Annotated in this window: 13 protein-coding genes; 3 read left to right on the top strand and 10 right to left on the bottom strand. The window is 58.0% G+C overall.

The annotated features are described in order from the left end of the window. Nucleotides 1-43: 43 nt before the first annotated feature. Nucleotides 44-448, bottom strand: a complete 405-nt coding sequence (locus tag HF945_RS05920) for a DUF1330 domain-containing protein (RefSeq protein ID WP_290524822.1) — start codon at nucleotides 446-448, stop codon at nucleotides 44-46. A 223-nt stretch (nucleotides 449-671) separates the two neighbouring features. Next, nucleotides 672-1238 carry a YigZ family protein gene (locus HF945_RS05915; protein ID WP_290524821.1) on the bottom strand — a complete coding sequence of 189 codons (567 nt, stop codon included), beginning with the start codon at nucleotides 1236-1238 and terminating at the stop codon, nucleotides 672-674. Between the two features lie 104 nt (nucleotides 1239-1342). Here HF945_RS05915 and HF945_RS05910 point away from each other — a divergent pair, with 104 nt between their 5' ends. Beyond that, nucleotides 1343-1615: a hypothetical protein gene (locus tag HF945_RS05910; protein ID WP_290524820.1), complete on the top strand. Its 273-nt coding sequence runs from the start codon at nucleotides 1343-1345 to the stop codon at nucleotides 1613-1615. On the opposite strand, the gene HF945_RS05905 is transcribed toward HF945_RS05910, so the two are convergent. From HF945_RS05905 to HF945_RS05870, 8 genes are all read right to left on the bottom strand, one after another. Next, nucleotides 1609-2736, bottom strand: a complete 1128-nt coding sequence (locus HF945_RS05905; protein WP_290524819.1) for an HlyD family secretion protein — start codon at nucleotides 2734-2736, stop codon at nucleotides 1609-1611. The genes HF945_RS05910 and HF945_RS05905 overlap by 7 nt on opposite strands. Further along, nucleotides 2736-3083, bottom strand: a complete 348-nt coding sequence (locus HF945_RS17375; protein ID WP_366492683.1) for a DUF3302 domain-containing protein — start codon at nucleotides 3081-3083, stop codon at nucleotides 2736-2738. Before HF945_RS17375 ends, HF945_RS05905 begins: the two co-directional genes overlap by 1 nt. Before the next feature lie 82 nt (nucleotides 3084-3165). Further along, nucleotides 3166-3978 (bottom strand): YbaY family lipoprotein, encoded by an 813-nt coding sequence (locus tag HF945_RS05895; protein ID WP_290524818.1) that lies wholly within the window; start codon nucleotides 3976-3978, stop codon nucleotides 3166-3168. A 37-nt stretch (nucleotides 3979-4015) separates the two neighbouring features. Next, nucleotides 4016-5182: an acyl-CoA dehydrogenase gene (locus HF945_RS05890; protein ID WP_290524817.1), complete on the bottom strand. Its 1167-nt coding sequence runs from the start codon at nucleotides 5180-5182 to the stop codon at nucleotides 4016-4018. A gap of 629 nt (nucleotides 5183-5811) precedes the next feature. After that, nucleotides 5812-6837 (bottom strand): MBL fold metallo-hydrolase, encoded by a 1026-nt coding sequence (locus HF945_RS05885; protein WP_290524816.1) that lies wholly within the window; start codon nucleotides 6835-6837, stop codon nucleotides 5812-5814. A gap of 673 nt (nucleotides 6838-7510) precedes the next feature. Further along, on the bottom strand, nucleotides 7511-8374 hold the full coding sequence (locus HF945_RS05880; protein ID WP_290524815.1) for an OmpW family outer membrane protein: 864 nt from the start codon (nucleotides 8372-8374) through the stop codon (nucleotides 7511-7513). Then, the gene (locus HF945_RS05875) at nucleotides 8374-11736 is read right to left on the bottom strand and encodes an Ig-like domain-containing protein (RefSeq protein ID WP_290524814.1); all 3363 of its coding nucleotides are present in this window, start codon (nucleotides 11734-11736) and stop codon (nucleotides 8374-8376) included. The genes HF945_RS05880 and HF945_RS05875 overlap by 1 nt, the downstream gene beginning before the upstream one ends. A gap of 490 nt (nucleotides 11737-12226) precedes the next feature. Next, on the bottom strand, nucleotides 12227-12871 hold the full coding sequence (locus HF945_RS05870; RefSeq protein ID WP_290524813.1) for a TetR family transcriptional regulator: 645 nt from the start codon (nucleotides 12869-12871) through the stop codon (nucleotides 12227-12229). Between the two features lie 180 nt (nucleotides 12872-13051). Between HF945_RS05870 and HF945_RS05865 the strand changes: the two genes are divergently transcribed. Together HF945_RS05865 and HF945_RS05860 are read left to right on the top strand one after the other, a co-directional pair. Further along, nucleotides 13052-14239, top strand: coding sequence for an efflux RND transporter periplasmic adaptor subunit (locus HF945_RS05865; RefSeq protein ID WP_290524812.1), 1188 nt, complete (start codon nucleotides 13052-13054; stop codon nucleotides 14237-14239). 36 nt (nucleotides 14240-14275) lie between these two features. Continuing rightward, nucleotides 14276-17392, top strand: a complete 3117-nt coding sequence (locus tag HF945_RS05860) for an efflux RND transporter permease subunit (RefSeq protein ID WP_290524811.1) — start codon at nucleotides 14276-14278, stop codon at nucleotides 17390-17392. Nucleotides 17393-18006: the final 614 nt, after the last annotated feature.

Below are 18006 nucleotides of genomic sequence, written 5' to 3'. Positions count from 1 at the left end.
TCGCGCCGCTGTTAACTGTTCACTATTCACTGTTAACTGCCTGTCACTCCTGCATCGCCACCAACCGCGCTTCTTCCAGTGCGGCGGTGCGGTGTTTGGTGGCTTCCCGGTATTCCGGGTCTGCCAGCATGGACGCGAACGCCTGTTTGCTGGGGTAGCGAACCAACAACACGCTGTCCCACTTTTCGCCTTCCGGGGCAATCACCCCAGCCAGTGCCCGGCCTTTCCAGACCATTTCGCCGCCTACCCCCTGCACCTTGCCGAAGGCTACCTCGGAGTACTTCTGGTAGGCCTCACGGCCACTGTAATTGGCCTCGCCATCCTTGTACTGCGCCTTGTCGCGAAAGCGCAGCAAGTTGAGCATGACGATGGGCGTGTCGTCGGGAAGGGAATCAAGAATCGCCGGCAAGGTTGCCGGATTGGGATCAATAACAGACTTGTTACTCATGACGCTCTCCTTACACTCTGCTTGTTCCTGTGTCGTGAGAGTAACGCGGAAATCTTCGCAACGACCGCTCTTTAAGGGCCAGAGCAGGCACCATTCGTTCGGCAAGCTGGCTCTCCCACAGTTACCGTTAACGCTGGAATCTGTGGGAGAGCCCGCTTGCTGACCGAATCAAGCCCCATCACCCTCAAGACGGGTTGTCTGCACCGCAACGACCAAGCGCAGATCAGTCAGTGGACATCGCAATCTGTTCCGCCGCACAGAGCGCTTCCAGATCCTCAAAATGCGCCAGGGGCGCGCTCACTTTCAAGGTAACCTGCTGGCCATATTCCACATCCATCACCTGTCCCTGATGCTGATCGGCCCAGTGGCGCAGGCGCTGCTCAAGCGCAAAAGCCATGACCAGACTAGCACTAAATTGCGGCACATGTTCGACCCGCTTCACGTCTGACAGCACCGCTTCCGCCGCCGCCGCGTAGGCCCGAACCAGCCCGCCAGCCCCCAACTTCACGCCCCCAAAGTAGCGAATCACCACTACCAGCACATCACTCAGGCCCTTGTGCTGGATCACGTTGAAAATCGGTTTTCCGGCCGTGCCGGATGGCTCGCCGTCATCGTTCATTGCTGCCTGGGCGGAGGCAGGGTTACCCAGCAGGTAGGCATAGCAGTGATGGGAGGCATCCGGATACTGTGTCCGGGCCTGCTCCACGATGGCCATGGCCTCGTCACGGTGCGTCACCGGCCTCAGCCAGGTAATAAAGCGGCTCTTGTTGATGATGATCTCGCGGTCCACCGGACCGGCAGGGACAGGGTAACCGTTGATGGGGCCTCTCCTGGCGATTGCAAATGGAAGGCTATGGTAAAGTACCGCCCCCGAGTGACCTAACGGAACCCGCAATGACTCCCCGTTCAGACCAACCGGCAGACCGCACCCGGCGACGCCAGATCCTCGCCTTCACCACCGCCATGATCATGAGCGGCGCCCTGTTTGTGCCCTGGCTCTGGTCGCTATACAAAGTCGGCAGCATTTTCTTCAGTCTGTTCGTGGCGCTGCTGTGGCTGGCGCTGGGCCGGTTCTGTTATCAATGGCTTGCCCCGCCAGCCCGGGAGGCAAAACAAAACGGGCGGCCAGAGGCCGCCCGCGAACCTACCCGCAACGGGAATCAATGATCCACATAGAGGTAATGTTGCCAGCTCATCATGCGTAGCAGGATGCGGCGAATGATAGCGAAATGATGCAGGTGCTCGGTATAGACCGCGGCCTGGGCACTCACCCCCATAGGCAGGGTCTGCACCTGATCATTGTCTTCCAGTTCAATGATCACCATGGCTTCGTTGTCCATCTTTTGAAAAGCCGAGCCACCGATCAATGCCTGCCCCGCCGCCAGTTGCGCTTCCGCGATGGTCGGCAGCACTTCAACCAGTTTGCCGCTAAAGACCTGCCCGGGCAAAGACGTAAAAGCCATTTCCACTTCTGCACCTGGCTCCAGCCTTAACAATGACTGCTGACGGAATGCCCCCACATAGCGGCGCTCTTCATGATTGATGAAGTTGGCCACCGGCTTGAGGGGCAAAGGCACCGCCATCATTCCAGGCCGAACCGCAAGCTGGGTCACAAAACCGTCCATGGGCGCCCGGATAACGGTGTTTTCCAGATCGAAACGGGCCTCTTCCAGTTGGGCCTTGACCGCCGCTACGGCCGGATCGTCTCCGTCAACCGCGCCGCTGAGCTGGGTTTCAGCCTTGGCCAGAGCTGCTTCAGCGGCCTTGAGATCAGCGCGGGACGCTGCCACACGTTCGGTCTGGGTATCAATCTGCTGTTTGCTGAATGCATCCGGGGCCCCTTGATATCGCCGCAGGGTACGCACAGCCTGATCACGCTTTGCGGAGGCCTGCTGGACTTTGGCACGGGCTTCCGCCACCGAGGCCACATTGCCCTCTGCCAGCTGCCCGGTATCGGCCAGCTGAGCCTCCAGCTGGGCCACCCGGGCTTCAAACCGGGTACTGTCCAGGATCACCAGCGGATCGCCTTTCTCCACCGGCGTATTGGGTTTTACTGGTACCTCCAGCACCCGGGCGCGGACTTCAGACACAATGGGCGTGACCACATAAATCTGACGCACCCGCTCGGTATAGGGGTGGTTATAGTTCATGCCAAGGATAATGCCGCTAATCAGCACAATGCCGCCAAGAATGGCGGTGGGCACGGTCCACTTGTTCAGGGGAATCTTGAAAACCTTGAAGATGAAGATACAGATCGCGGCATAGGTGAGAAGAATCAACGTTTCCATCAGTCCTGCCCCTCCAGCTTCGCTTCAAGGGCACTGATACGCTGAGCCTGGGCATCCAGCGTTTCCTGCAACTTGCTCAACAGGGCTTCATCCGCTTTCTGCTGCTCTTGGACCGCCTGAAAACCCCACCCCCGATCAGGCCGATACAGCGTGGCCCAGATCCATAGAAAGGGCCAAAGTACATGCAGGGTAAACAGACTTACCCAGCCGGCAACATGGATTGCATCCTGGTGGGGGTGGTTGCGTTCCTTGGCAATGTCATAGGGAATGTCGTGGATCACGATCACACCGTAGAACAGCACCAGCCCGACAAATATGAGTAGCCCAAGGGCAACATAGCTGAGCATGGGGAAATTCCTTGTTATGAGTGGTCTGCACGTTTAGGCACAGAAGATAGCATCTTATCAAAAACCGGCTAAGTGCAGTTGATCAAAGTATCATGCCACAGCCGTTATATTCATCATTATCTACCTGCACAGTCACCGAATAGTCATACTCGCGACCACTCATACTGTCCTGACAACGCGCCTCGGTAATCGACAGTTGCAATTGATGACGCTCATTAGCGCTCTGATAGCGCATCTGCCCCCCTGTCACCTCAGGTGCACCATACGGGAACGTCATTCGCGTATTGCCGTAATCCCCCACAAACTCGATGCGCTCATCAGGGTAAATCGCCGCATGCCAGCCGGGTTCATTGCCCATGGCCCAGAAGTTCGCACCCGCGCTTCTGGCCTCCCGCATGGCCGGTGACAGAGCGGGAATGACGTCACCAGCCTCCGCCACCCGCTGCAGCATCACGGTGACCTCCTCTACCCCAGCCTCACTGGACAGATCCACGGGATAACGTTGAGCCGTAGTCCACAGCAGCTTGCCATTCTCTGCGCGAATTTCCGCGCGCACGGCATAGGCCAACGGGTGAGTCGCTGTCACCGCTGCCGGCTGATAACGCAGGCTGAACGGCACAGGCATCTGGCCGGGGTTATCGATATGTTCCTCGGCAAGGACTTTCATGGGGGCGTCGGCACGTGACACATCCGCAAGCAACACGGTCACGGTCACATTGGGCGGCAGCGCCACCCGCTCCCGGTACATCACCTTGCCACTGACCACACCCTGCGCCTCCATGGCCTGGGGCGCACCATCGCTACACCCGCCTGACAGCAGGCCAACCATCAACGACAACACCACCAGCGCCGGGCGCTGAATACCACGGGTAACGATGTGCTCAGGAAAGTGCATTGCAATATCCTTTATCCAGTGAATCGATGATGGCCTGTTAACTAAAAGCCTGTAATCCCGTCTGCGCCCGCCCGAGAATCAGGGCATGCACATCATGGGCGCCCTCGTACGTGTTGACGGCTTCCAGGTTCATCACATGGCGAATCACATGATACTCGTCGCTGACGCCATTGCCGCCGTGCATGTCCCGCGATTGCCGGGCAATATCAAGTGCCTTGCCACAATTGTTACGCTTCATCAGAGACACCATTTCCGGCGCCCAGCTGCCAGTGTCCATCAACCGTCCCAACTGCAGTGCCCCCTGCAACCCCAGGGTGATTTCCGTCTGCATGTCCGCCAGCTTTTTCTGGATCAGCTGGGTCTGAGCCAGAGGACGACCAAACTGATGCCGGTCCAGCGTGTACTGGCGCGCAGCGTGCCAACAGAACTCTGCGGCGCCCATGCTGCCCCAGCAGATGCCGTAGCGCGCCTTGTTCAGACAACTGAAGGGTCCTTTCAGACCTTCCACATCCAGATGGTTTTCTTCCGGTACGAAACAGTCGTCGAGAACAATCTGGCCAGTGACGGAAGCGCGCAGGGAAAACTTGCCTTCAATTTTCGGCGTGGTGAATCCTTCAATCCCTCGCTCCACCACAAAGCCATGAATCTTGCCCTCCAGCTTGGCCCACACCACCGCCACATCTGCAATGGGGGCATTGGTGATCCAGGTCTTGGTGCCACTCAACCGGTAACCGCCTTCCACTTTGCTGGCCCGGGTGGTCATGCCCCCCGGGTCTGAACCGTGGTCAGGTTCAGTAAGCCCAAAACACCCCACCCACTCTCCACTGGCCAGCTTTGGCAGATATTTCATCCGCACCAACTCACTGCCAAAGGCATGGATCGGATGCATCACCAGCGAAGACTGCACACTCATGGCGGAACGGTAACTGGAATCCACCCGTTCCACTTCCCGTGCCACCAGACCATAACTCACATGATTTACCCCGGCGCCGCCATACTGCTCAGGAATGGTCGGGCCGAGAAACCCCAGCGCGCCCATCTCCGTCATGATCTCGCGATCAAAGCGTTCATGGCGATTGGCCTCGAGAATCCGTGGCATCAGGCGGTTCTGACAATACTCCCGCGCCGAGTCACGAATCATGCGCTCATCGTCGTTGAGCTGGGTTTCCAGCAACAAGGGATCACGCCAGTCAAAAGGCTGCATGGGAGTCTCCTGGTCAAAAGGCCGCGGACGGCAAGGGGAAAGATCAGGTAAACAAAATGCCAGAAAAAGCGTAGGGAATCACGCACGGCGGGGAAGGAGTTGAAAGTTTAAAGTTGAAAGGCACGGTGGGCATGGAGCCAGAGCAAGGTTAGGTCTGCGGCTCAACCAAGGAACCCAAAACGGATCCTGTGAGCACTGGTGTTATTGCGGTGTTGCTTGATAGACAGATGTCGCGAGGATCGGTGCTGTAGGAGTTCCCTTCCAGGGGACGAACCGAGCGACAGCGAGGAACTGAGATGCCGCTGGCTCAGGTCCTTGCAAGAACCTGTGGGAGCGAGCCTGCTCGCGATCCGAGCCCAAGCGAGGTAAGGATTCCAGAAACGCTGTTCGAACAGGCATTTCCAGGTTCGGCCGGTCTCAAAAGAAATCCCTCCCTTCGGTCGCCTCGCTACGCGAGATTCGTCCCCTGGAAGGGAACTCCTACAGCTCAAGCCGGGGCTCTGGAATTCTTACCTCGCTTGAGCTCGGATCGCCCAGGCAAGCTGGGCTCCTACAGCGGCTTCGTAGCAATGCAGAAGCCGGGAACTTTTTGGATTTTCCTAATCCAAGCGTAGCTTGTAGCTTGTAGCTTATGCCCTGAACCGCCAGATTCCGTCGACCTGCTCGCGCTGTACCCTGCCCTGCTGCATCAGACAATTCAGGTGGGCGATGCTTTCGCCCATGGCGAACATCAGCTGCTGAACATCCAGCTTGCGATCAAACAGTACTGGAAGCATGTCGAAGGCGGATTGCGGACGCTCGCGGCAGGCGGCCTGCACACGCTCCAGTTGCTCTTCATGATGCGCAGCCAGTGCATCGACCCGGGCTCGCAGACCGCGGAATGGCAAGCCATGGGCAGGCAACACCAGGGTATCCTCAGGCAGGTTGTCCCTGAGTGCCTTGAGGCTGTCCACGAAGTCCGTGACCGGATCCATATCCGGCTCTGCGGCACGGACATTGAGGTTGCTGGAAATGGTGGGCAGTACCTGGTCGCCGCTGATCAGCAGATGATCCTTTTCGCGATACAGGCAGATATGTTCCGGAGAATGACCACAGCCCACATGCACGTCCCAGCCCTCGCCATTGATCGTGACGGCATCGCCCGCCGAGAGGAAGCCCGGGCTCGACGGCAACGGCTGCACTACCCGCCGAAAACCATTGCCCTTGCCGGCCACCTTGTCCAGATCATCGCCACTGAGGCCATGCCCGCCAAGGAAATTGCGCAACCGCTCAATGGTATCCACTTCTGGAGAATCGCAAATGGTATTGGCCAGCGCCCACTCGCCACGGCTGATCCATACCTGCGCACCGGTTTCCTGCTCCAGCCAACCGGCCAACCCCAGGTGATCAGGATGATAGTGCGTCACGACCACTCGCTTCAGCGGTCTGCCGTCCAGTTGGTCCGCCAGCAACCCTTTCCAGATTTTCTGGCTGGGACGCACACCCAGACCGGTGTCCACCACCGTCCAGCCTTCATTGTCCTCAAGTAACCACAGGTTGATGTGATCCAGCGCGAATGGAAGCGGAAAACGCAACCAGTAGACCCCGTCAGCAACCCGGCAACGCTCGCCGGAAGGCGGAACGTCGGGAATGGGATAGGACAGGGATGCAGTCATGAATCTCTCCGGAACCAACAACAGGAACACCGCACACGCCACCCGGACAAACGAGAACGCAGGTGCGACAAAGAGAAACTATTTCATGCCGGTGACGGGCGACTCAATGACGCAATCGTTCAGCCCCTGTGCGGCTGAGTCCTTTAACGCGGAATTCGTCAGCATCCCCCCAACAAAAAGGTTCAACGCGGATTAACGGTAAGTTGCTGCTACCAGGACCTTCCCGTAGGAGCGTCGGTTATTCGCTCCGCTCCCCCCTGCGGGGCCGCTTTGTCAGGCGTTCCTTCGCTGCGTTCGGCCGCGGAGCGATTCCAGAGCAGGATAAAAAAGATCTCATCACAGAGGTCTGGGAGGGAACCCATTGTTTTAACGCAATGATCTCTGCGACCTCCGTGGTAAACAGGCTTTGCTGCTTGTGTGAGAAGTTCAGCTTGCTGGACGAATGCGGCTGTTGACAAAGGCATGCTACCAAATTCTTCATTCAGCAAGCTGAATCTCCCACCAGAGATCGATTTCTCCGAAGGCGCAGTAAAGCGCTGGAATCGCGCCGCGAGCGACGCTCCTGCGGGACAGACTTTGTGTAAAGCATGCCCTCAATGCCGCGATGAACCATAAAAAAACGGCGATCGGGAATCACTTCCCGGTCGCCGTTGTTCTCCCGGACAGGACTCGGTCAGAAGGTAAAACCTATCCCCAGATGGAAGGCATGGGTGTTCAGGTCCGCCACAAACTCGGTATCCCCCACTTCCGCATAGTCGTATTGCGGCAAGCCTTTCGGCTTGATGTAGGCCTTTTCCAGTGTGGCGGTCACGTCAGTGACACTGATGTATTTGTAGTCTGCGGAAATCCACCAATAATCAGAGATCCGGTAATCCAGACCCACCTGGCCCACCCAGCCAAACTTGTCCTCGATATCCAGCTCCGGCTCACCCACCTCCAGCAACACCGGGTTGGTCACGTGGCTGTCGTAGCTGAACAGGTATACCCAACCCAGGCCCACGTAGGGGCGCAGACGGCTGTCACGATTGAACTGCTTCACCAGGGTAAACAGCGGCGGAGCCACCTTGGTTTCTGCCACTTTTTCACCCAGCGCAGGCACCTCGGTGGGGATACCATTGGCCTCGGTCACCAGCGGCACGTCCGCCAGTTTCCCCTTGGCCTTGAGCTCCAGTGTCGGCGGCAGGCCGGCAACGGTTTCGATGGACCAACCGCCGCCCCACAGGGTCCAGCGCAGCTTGTAGCCTAACCGCACGGCAGGCAGTAACAGCGGATCACTGAAGGCCTCGCCTTCCTGGGGCCCAGGCTCAACCGCCACTTCGGCGATTTCGGACAGATTCTTCAGGGTAATGGATTTGGTCACCACGTCCGGCACCTGGTACATGGCGCCGGCGCGGAAGTACAAACGGTCTTCCCCAAAGATTTTCTGGATGAAACTGACACCCGGATAATCCGGTCCGTAATAATCCTGCTCTGCAGCCACGCCGCCGGACAGACAAAGCAGTCCGGGGATCAGCAGCGAACGCATCATTGTTTTCATTATTCAGCCCCCGCTTTCAATTGTTCTGCGGTGGTCACCAATGCCTTGGCATGGGAATTCACCACCCGGATGCGGAACTGGCGCGGATCCAGTGCCAGAGTCGCAGTGGCGGGCGCAGGAATGTTCTCGGTAATCAAATCCGTAACAGGCGCCAACAGGTCTCCAATGACACCGGGCAGAACGCCCTGGTCCACCAGGAAATTGGTATTGATGTTCAGCACCAGATCCGCCGACATGGCAGTACGGTTATCCGACACCAGCGCAATCTTGCCATTGGGCTGGTACTGCACCGGGCCCTGAATGTAGGAGCTCAGACGAACACTGCGAACATTGCCGGTACCCAGGCCACCCAGGATTTCCACATCCGGGGCATCCATCAGCGCATCCAGACGGGCAATGAACTGCACTTCATCGGCACCGGCCTCGTTCAGCACATAGCCACGCAGGGGTTTGTCGCGCAGGTCTTCATCAAAGTAGGGGCTGAAGCGGAGCACCAGAGGCCCGGTATCCAGCTCCAGCGGCACCACACCCGCCACCGTAGCGGTGAGCACCAGGTTGGTCCCCATCACGATCTCGGGATTGATCTCCACCGGGATCATGAAGCCGCCCTCAGTGGTGATGCAGTACACCTCGTCGTTCTCATCACGGAAGCGTTCATCCGCACACCAGGTGCGCTCATCGCCGTTCTGGGACTCCAGCGTCAAGCCGAAGTAACTCAGGTCGATGGGCTCCTTTTCCAGGAACGCCATGGGCAGACCCGCAGAGGTATAGGCTGTACCGCCATTGGCCAACGACGCGTCCGTTACCAGGCCACCGAACTCCTTGATGTTGGCGGTGGCATTGTTCTTCTCAGCCGGCAGCTCGGAATCATCCTGGTAACCGTTACCGTTCACGTCGGTGTAATCACGAGTAAGCACGGTAGCGAAGATGGCGCCATTGTCCGGTTGGGCAGTGACATCCAGAACAATATTCGGCCCACCCGCATTGGGACCGCCGTCACTGTCATCACCCGGGTTGCCAATACCATTCAGCGGATCGGTGTTCAGGGCGTAGCCCAGATCGTTGCGGAATACACCGGGCGCATCGTTGCCACCGTTGATCACGATGCGGTATTGCTCACCGACAGTGATACGGTTGGGCTCCGGATAGGCACGGGCACGCAGGGGATTCTTCTGCAGTGACAGGGGAATGGTTTCCCAGTTACCGCCTGCCCTTTCACCCATGCAGATGGCACCGGTATCACACTGCAGGCCATCGGCAGAAAGGGTGCCGGGCGCCAGAGAGTCCAGATCCATGGGCTGATTGAACGTCATCTCAATGGGACGACTCACGTCATACAGGAAGTCGCTGTACAGGTAGTCCGGCTCGTAGGTGTCATCCTCGGCCGCTTCATCGGCACTGATGCCGCCGTCACAACGCCCGGCCTTGCCTTCTTCCAGCTCGGTATCAACCAGGGAACAACCAATACCCGGGTACATGCCAATCAGCACGGGAGCGGCATCCGGCATGGCGGTGGCTTCGTAGCTCGCCGTGGTGAAGTTGAGCATGCCATCACCGAGGGTGGCATCGTCAGGGGAAAGGATGAGTGGCGACGGCTCGTACAAGCCCATATCGGCCAGGCTGGAGCCCAGATTCAACTGGAAGTCTGCACCCCGCGCCATGGGACTCAGTGGTGTCACGACCACGGCAGAACCTGTGCTGCGAACCAGGATCGGCACATCTGCGCCAGAAGTCAGGTTGGTCAGGGTGATACCGGGAAGCGTGCTCACATCCACCGGTTCATTGAAGGTAATGATGATATTGTCCGCCGGGTCTGCAGCCGGCTCACCATCCACCGGCAAGGCACCGGTCACAATCAGCGGATCGGCATTGGATTCGTCGAACTGGAAGTCCACATCCGCACGGACACCCAGTGCAAAGTCTGCACTCACCGTGGTAGCCCCACTGAACAGATCCAGCTCCAGGGTACGGAACACTTCGAAGGTCAACGCGCCATCTTTCACATCCACCACACCCACAGCACGGATGTGCATCAGGTTCTGGTTGATGGAGCCGTTACCGTTGGCATTTTCCGCGTGCATGGCCAGATCAAAGTCCATGTAAACATGCAAGGGCGCCAATTCGTCATCCGGGTTCACCCCCCTGGGACGATAGGGGTTCTTGGTGAGGAAGCCGGTCACATCGGTTACGAAGGTACCGATGATGTCACCACTGCTGATCTTGGTATCCACTTCCCCACCCAACTTGATGGGATCGATACCGGTAATGCGCAACTGCTGGCCGGCGCGGGCCACCACTGGCGTGGCATCGGGGAACTGCGAGGGGCGCCCCAGCCAGCCTTCCAGCGTCACCGGTTTGGTATCCACACGGGTCGTACCCAGGGCCACGGTTTCCAGATTGAACTGGTTCAGTGGCTCGCCATGGAGACGGGAAATGGAGGGATAACCGGTATCTCCCAGGGTAGGATCCGCTTTCATGAGCTGGCGAATTTCCGGGTTCTCGTCATCCACGGACGCCTTGGAGAGCAGCGGCACAAACTCATAGGTCACGTCTGCCACCGGCTCTTCATCGAAATCCTGAATGCCGCTCAGGGTCACCTGATAGGTCTCGCCCCCGATCAGATCCACCTTCGGATCCAGGGTGATGTACTGACGCTCGGACAGCATGTTCACGTCTACCAGCTCGGTTTCGCCGGTGAGCGCGCCCTGATCATCACGCAACAGATGAACCAGGCTGACCGTAGAGCCGTACTTCACCGAACTCTGAACCAGCGGCTCGGAGAAGGTCAGGCGCACTGGCGCAAAGTCCATGAACGGAAAACGCCCTTCCACCCCGGAATCGGGCAGGTATACCTCGGGCTGTTCCATGTTGATGACCATGACTTCCGGCGCCACATTCGGCACCGGCGCATACTGGCGGGTACGGAACGTGATCACTGGCTCATCGGCGCCCAGGTTAATCACATTGCGGGCAATGCTATTGGACAACCACAGGCGGTACTCTTCCCCTTCACGAAGATTCTTCATGGAAAAGGTCAGCGTGCGGTTGCGGTTGGTCAGTTCCGCCGAGGACAGGTCTACCAATTCACCGTCACTGTCTGCCAGACAGATCGGTCCGGAAAAATTATCCCCGTCCTGTTCACAGCCCGCGGTGATTGCAGACGCATTCACCGCCGAAGAGAACGTGAGCACCATCTTGCTGCCCGTGGGAAGATCCACCATGCCATCGGCAGGGTAGGTATAAATCAATGCCTGTCCCGGATCCGGGGGATTGAATACATCAGCGTCTTCTTCGCAGGCGGAAAGCAGCGGAAGCAGCATGACCATGGAGGAAGCGGTGAGGAGTTTTCTTGTGCGCATCATTTCACCCTGTTCTTGTTTTCGGAGTACATACTCGTTGACAGGGGTGCACAGGTTCGATGGTGCGCAGGTATCCACGCGTTATCGTTTGTAATTCATAAATCCATAAAAATCAGTGTTTTATCTACCACCCATAGATCGTGAGACGCAATTTTATATCTATCTCAGGGCACAAACCCAGTAATCTCGGGGGCCCTGACGCACCGCATTTTTTTTGCGCCTTTATACGTTTATCAATTTATTGCTTAACGAAAGACTGACAAAAAAAACCGTCGCATGACGAATTATTTCATGCCGATTGAGTATTGAAGGAAGTTCAACAGCCCGTTTGCAGCCATTCCACCGGCTCAAGCGGCCGTTGAGTTGATCCCGCAATCTGGAACGACTGTATTTTGTTTCAGTTTCAGACCGGTAGAGGCGTGATGAGGAGGAGAGTGTTGACCGATTGCGCAGGTATCAGGAACCAGGAGCCGACGGTATTGCCCCTGGAGCATCAGACCGTGTCAGGGCGCAGCAAATACGGCGAGGTTTGCAGGCAACACAGAGAGGTGGCAACAATTCCGGGCGCTTCCCGATCCAGGTCCACGCTATCCCGTTCAAGCAGCCAGTGCATGATGATGCCGGTCAACTGGCTGTGCAGCCAGATCGCAGAGCGATGCACATCCAGTCTGGATGGCAGCTGACCGCGCTTCACCGCATTACCCAGCATCCGGCCGATGCGGGCACAGGATTCCCGGGTCTTGTCACGCTGCAGCAGTAACAGCTTGTGATTGTCACCACTGAACTCGCACTTGTGGAACATGATCTCCACAAGACGCTGCTGGGCAGGATCACTGACCACCCGTCTGAGGATAAACACCATGAATTCGCTCAACTTGCCCAGCGGATCTGGCTCGCGGGGATCCTCCGCCTTCTCTGACACCATGTCGAACGGCAACCTGCCCCGCTCCACCATGGCCATAAAGACGTCATGCTTATTTTTGAAATGCCAGTAGATCGCGCCTCGCGTTACCCCGGCCTCACTGGCAATATCGTTGAGAGAGGCCGACAGCACGCCCTTGCGCAGAAACACCTGTTCGGCGGCATCCAGTATCCGGGCCCGGGTTTCCAGAGCTTCTGATTTTGTACGCCGAACCATAGGGGAACCTGTGGGAATCAATCAGAAAAATCGTTCTAAAAGCGTTGCCAGCTGTATACATTCAGGGATGTATGTATCTATAATGAACTCGATTCATTTTTATTACAACACCAGCCGGCCCGCCTTAACGCCCCCTCAACGTGGCGAGCTGTAGCGTGATTGCAGGGAATAGAGGTAACTATGCGCAGCGGTTTTATTCTTACCACCATGGCGGTGATCCTCGGTTTGCAGCTTGCGGGTTGCAGCGAGGGTGGTGGCCAACAGGATCAGATGCAGCAGCAAGCCCCGGAAGTGGGCTTCCTCACCGTTCAGTCCGAAACGGTTACCCTGGATCGGGAACTGCCCGGCCGTACCACTGCACATCGCATTGCCGAGGTCCGGCCCCAGGTTAGCGGTGTCATCAAGGAGCGGCTGTTCGAAGAAGGTCAGGAAGTTAAGGCTGGCCAGCCCCTTTACCAGATTGACGACCGCACCTACCGTGCTGCCGTCGCCACTGCCCGTGCCGAACTGGCCCGAGCGCAAGCAACCCTGCATTCCAATGAATTGCGTGAGAAACGTTTTCGCCAGCTGCTGGAAAAGCGGTCAGTGAGCCAGCAGGAATACGATGAAGCCCTCGCCCAGCTGGATGAGAACAAGGCCGCCGTTGCAGCCGCCCGAGCCAGCCTGCAAAGTGCCCAGATCAACCTGGATTACGCCACCATCACTGCCCCCATTGATGGTCGCATCGGCCGTTCCAGTGTCACCGCCGGTGCTCTGGTAACCGCCAATCAGGCACAAACACTCGCCACTATCCGTCAGCTGGACCCCATCTATGTGGATCTGACCCAGTCCAGCAATGACCTTCGTCAGCTGCGCAAGGCCATGGCCGCCGGCGAGCTGGAGCAAGTCAGTGAAGATCAGGCCCGCATTACTCTGCTGCTGGAAGATGGTAGCCGCTACGAAGAATCCGGCACCCTGCAGTTCTCCGAATACGCCGTGGATGAAAGCACCGGTTCGGTCACCTTGCGCGCCCTGTTTCCGAACCCGGACGGCGACCTGTTGCCCGGCATGTTCGTACGTGGCCGCCTGCCGGAAGGTCAGCGCAGCAACACCATACTGGTCCCCCAGAAAAGCATTACCCGTGACCCTACTGGCCAGGCGTTTGCCATGCTGATCGACAGCGAGAACATGGTGAAGAAAGTCCCGGTGGAAACCGAGCGCGCGGTAAAAAGCCAGTGGCTGATCAGCAGTGGCCTCAGCAGCGGCGACCGCCTGATTGTCGATGGCCTGCAGCGCATCCAGCCCGGCATGCCAGTCACCCCGGTGAATACAGCGCAGGAATCAGCACCGGCCACCGCCAGCAACAACACCGCCAACGCAGCCCAATAAACGCAGCATTGCAGCTTTAAGAGAAGCGGGATTCCCATGGCACGATTTTTTATTGACCGCCCCATTTTTGCCTGGGTGATCGCCATCATCATGATGATGGCCGGCGCCCTGGCAATTTACACCCTGCCCATTGAGCAATACCCCACTGTGGCGCCACCTGCCGTGACCATTGCCGGTAACTACCCGGGCGCCTCTGCACAGACCGTGGAAGACTCGGTCACCCAGGTTATCGAACAGCAGATGAACGGCATCGATAACCTCATGTACATGAGCTCCAGCAGTGACTCCTTCGGTAATGCGCAGATCAGCCTGACCTTTGCGCCCGGTACCGATCCGGACATTGCCCAGGTACAGGTGCAGAATAAACTGCAGCTGGCCACCCCCCTGCTTCCCCAGGAAGTGCAACAGCAGGGCATGCAGGTGACCAAGAGCTCCGACTCCTTCCTCATGGTAGTGGGCTTCACCTCCGAGGATGGCAGTCTTACCCGTGCCGACCTGGCGGACTATGTGGCGTCCAATGTGCAGGATCCTGTCAGCCGGGTGGCCGGTGTTGGCCAGATCCAGTTGTTTGGCGCCCCCTACGCCATGCGTATCTGGCTGGATCCCAACAAGCTCAACAAGTTCGACCTGACCCCGCAGGATGTGGTCCAGACCATTCAGGTGCAGAACAACCAGGTGGCCGGTGGTCAGCTGGGCGGTGCGCCCGCCGTGGAAGGCCAGCAGCTCAACGCCACCATCATTGCCCAAACCCGCCTGGAAAATACCGAAGAGTTCAAGAACATCCTGCTCAAGGTCAACCCGGATGGCTCCCAGGTGTTTCTGGATGATGTAGCACGGGTAGAACTGGCCGCACAGAGTTACGACATTGCCGGCCGTTACAACGGCAAGCCCGCTGCCGGGATCGCCATTAACCTGGCCACCGGCGCCAATGCCCTGGAAACCGCCGAGCTGCTGCGTGCACGGCTGGCCGAGCTGGAACCCTTCTTCCCGGACAAGATGGAAATGGTGTTTCCCTACGACACCACGCCCTTTGTCAGCATCTCCATTGAAGAAGTGGTACACACCCTGTTTGAGGCCATCATCCTGGTCTTCCTGGTGATGTACCTGTTCCTGCAGAACTTCCGCGCCACCCTGATTCCCACCCTGGCCGTGCCAGTGGTCTTGCTGGGTACCTTCGCGGTACTCGCCGCATTCGGTTTCTCCATCAATACCCTGACCATGTTCGGCATGGTGCTGGCCATTGGCTTGCTGGTGGATGATGCCATCGTGGTGGTGGAAAACGTGGAGCGGGTGATGCACGAGGACGGCTTGCCGCCCAAGGAAGCCACCCGCAAGTCCATGGGCCAGATCACCGGTGCCCTGGTGGGGATTGCCCTGGTGCTGTCCGCCGTGTTCGTCCCCATGGCCTTCTTCCCCGGCTCCACCGGTGCCATCTATCGCCAGTTCTCCATCACCATTGTGTCCGCCATGGTGCTGTCGGTGCTGGTGGCCATGATCCTCACCCCGGCTCTGTGCGCCACCATGCTCAAGGCCAAGGACGGGGAGCACCAGACCAACAAGGGCTTCTTCGGCTGGTTCAATCGCAGCTTCGATCGCAGCAGCCGCAAGTACCAGGGCAGCGTGGAGAAGATCCTCGGCAAGCGGGGCCGCTATCTGTTCATCTACGTGGTGATTGTGGGTGTGCTCGGTTTCAGTTTCCTGCGCCTGCCTTCCAGCTTCCTGCCCGATGAGGACCAGGGCATTCTGTTCACCCTGGTGACCCTCCCGGCAGGCTCCACCCAGGAGCAGACCGTGAACGTGCTGGAGAAGATGGAGGATTACTACCTCAACGAGGAATCCGGTGCCGTGGACGGGCTGTTCACCGTGGCTGGCTTCAGCTTCACCGGCCGTGGCCAGAATGCCGGCATGGCGTTCGTGAACCTGAAAGACTGGTCAGAGCGGGACCTGTCCGTAGATGGGGCCAATCAGGTGGTGGGACGCGCCATGGGCTACTTCTCCACCATCCGGGAAGCCATGATGTTTGCCCTCAGCCCGCCCTCCATCCCAGCCCTGGGCAATGCCAGTGGTTTCGACTTCCAGCTGCTTGACCAGGCCGGCCTGGGCCACGAAGCCCTGATCAATGCCCGTAACCAGCTGCTGGGCATGGCCAGCCAGGACCCGCGCCTCACCGCTGTGCGCCCCAATGGCCTGGAAGACAGCCCCCAGTACCAGATCGACATCGATCAGCAGAAAGCCCAGGCCCTTGGGCTATCCATCAGTGACATCAACAGCACCCTGCAGATTGCCTGGGGCTCCAGCTACGTGAACAATTTCGTGGATCGTGGCCGGGTGAAACGGGTCTATGTGCAAGCCGATGCGCCCTACCGCATGCTGCCGGAGAACATCGACGACTGGTTTGTGCGCAACAACCAGGGCGAAATGGTGCCCTTCTCAGCCTTTGCCACCGGGCACTGGACCTACGGCTCTCCCAAGCTGGAGCGTTATAACGGTGTCTCCTCGGTAAACATCCAGGGCGATGCCGCCCCCGGCTACAGTACCGGTGACGCCATGGACGCCATGGAAGAACTGGCGACCCAACTGCCGCCGGGCTTCAGCTTCGAGTGGACCGGCATGTCCTATCAGGAGCGTCAGTCCGGTGATCAGGCTCCAGCCCTGTACATCATTTCACTGCTGGTTGTATTCCTGTGCCTGGCAGCGCTGTACGAAAGCTGGTCCATCCCGTTTGCGGTGATGCTGGTGGTACCGCTGGGCATCATCGGGGCGGTGCTGGCAGCGTCGTTCCGTGGCCTCAACAATGACGTGTTCTTCCAGGTTGGCCTGCTGACCACCATTGGCCTGTCAGCGAAGAATGCCATTCTGATTGCAGAATTTGCCCTCGAACTGGAACAGAAAGGGGAACACCTTCTCAAGGCCACCCTGGAAGCGGTACGCATGCGACTGCGACCTATCCTGATGACCTCACTGGCCTTCATGCTCGGGGTTACCCCGCTGATGATCAGCACCGGTGCCGGCGCCGGCGCGCGCAACGCTATTGGTACCGGGGTATTCGGCGGCATGCTCACCGCCACCGTACTGGCAATCTTCTTTATCCCGCTGTTCTATGTGGTGGTCAGGAAGATTTCCGGGGTGCCCCTCCACGGTCGGCGCGACTGACACCTAACAAGGTCAATTCACTTCCCCAGCCCGCCACATGGCGGGCTTTTTTTGTGGCCGCTCTGCGGCTGCAGCACGCTTCATGCATCACGCAACACGCAAAGATCAAAAGCGGATTTACCACAGAGTTCACAGATCACACGGAGAAAGAAACCGTCATTTCCTCAGTTATTCAGAGGCTCCTTAGCTCTGTGGGAGCTTGCTTGCAAGCGAAAGGGTTTGTCACAAGTTGTGTACTTCCCTGCCTCTCACTCTCGGGGTGTGCTGTTGAAAGCTCCAAGCTCAAAGCTGCCTTTCCCCCCTAATACCAAAGTTTAAAAAAATTCCGTTCATCCCAGTCCCTGTTGCACTCGTCCACCGGAAGGAGCGTACTGGGACGGGAGAGTATTAACGTGAAGATGTCGTCAAGGAATATGACGACAAAAGATCAGACAGGGAAGGTCATTGTGATCAATCTGCGCGCCATTATTCCTGATTGGCATATATGCAAATATCGGCACAAGTAGACCATTGGTCCACAAAGTGTTTCCCCTCCCCGCCTCATCTTTTACATCTATTCGCGTTGGCCTACCCGAGGGTATGCCCATGGAAAAAGTGGTAACCCGCTTTACACG

Source organism: Alcanivorax sp. (assembly GCF_017794965.1).
Classification (GTDB): Bacteria; Pseudomonadota; Gammaproteobacteria; order Pseudomonadales; family Alcanivoracaceae; genus Alcanivorax.
This window is presented reverse-complemented; position numbering and strand designations above follow the sequence as displayed.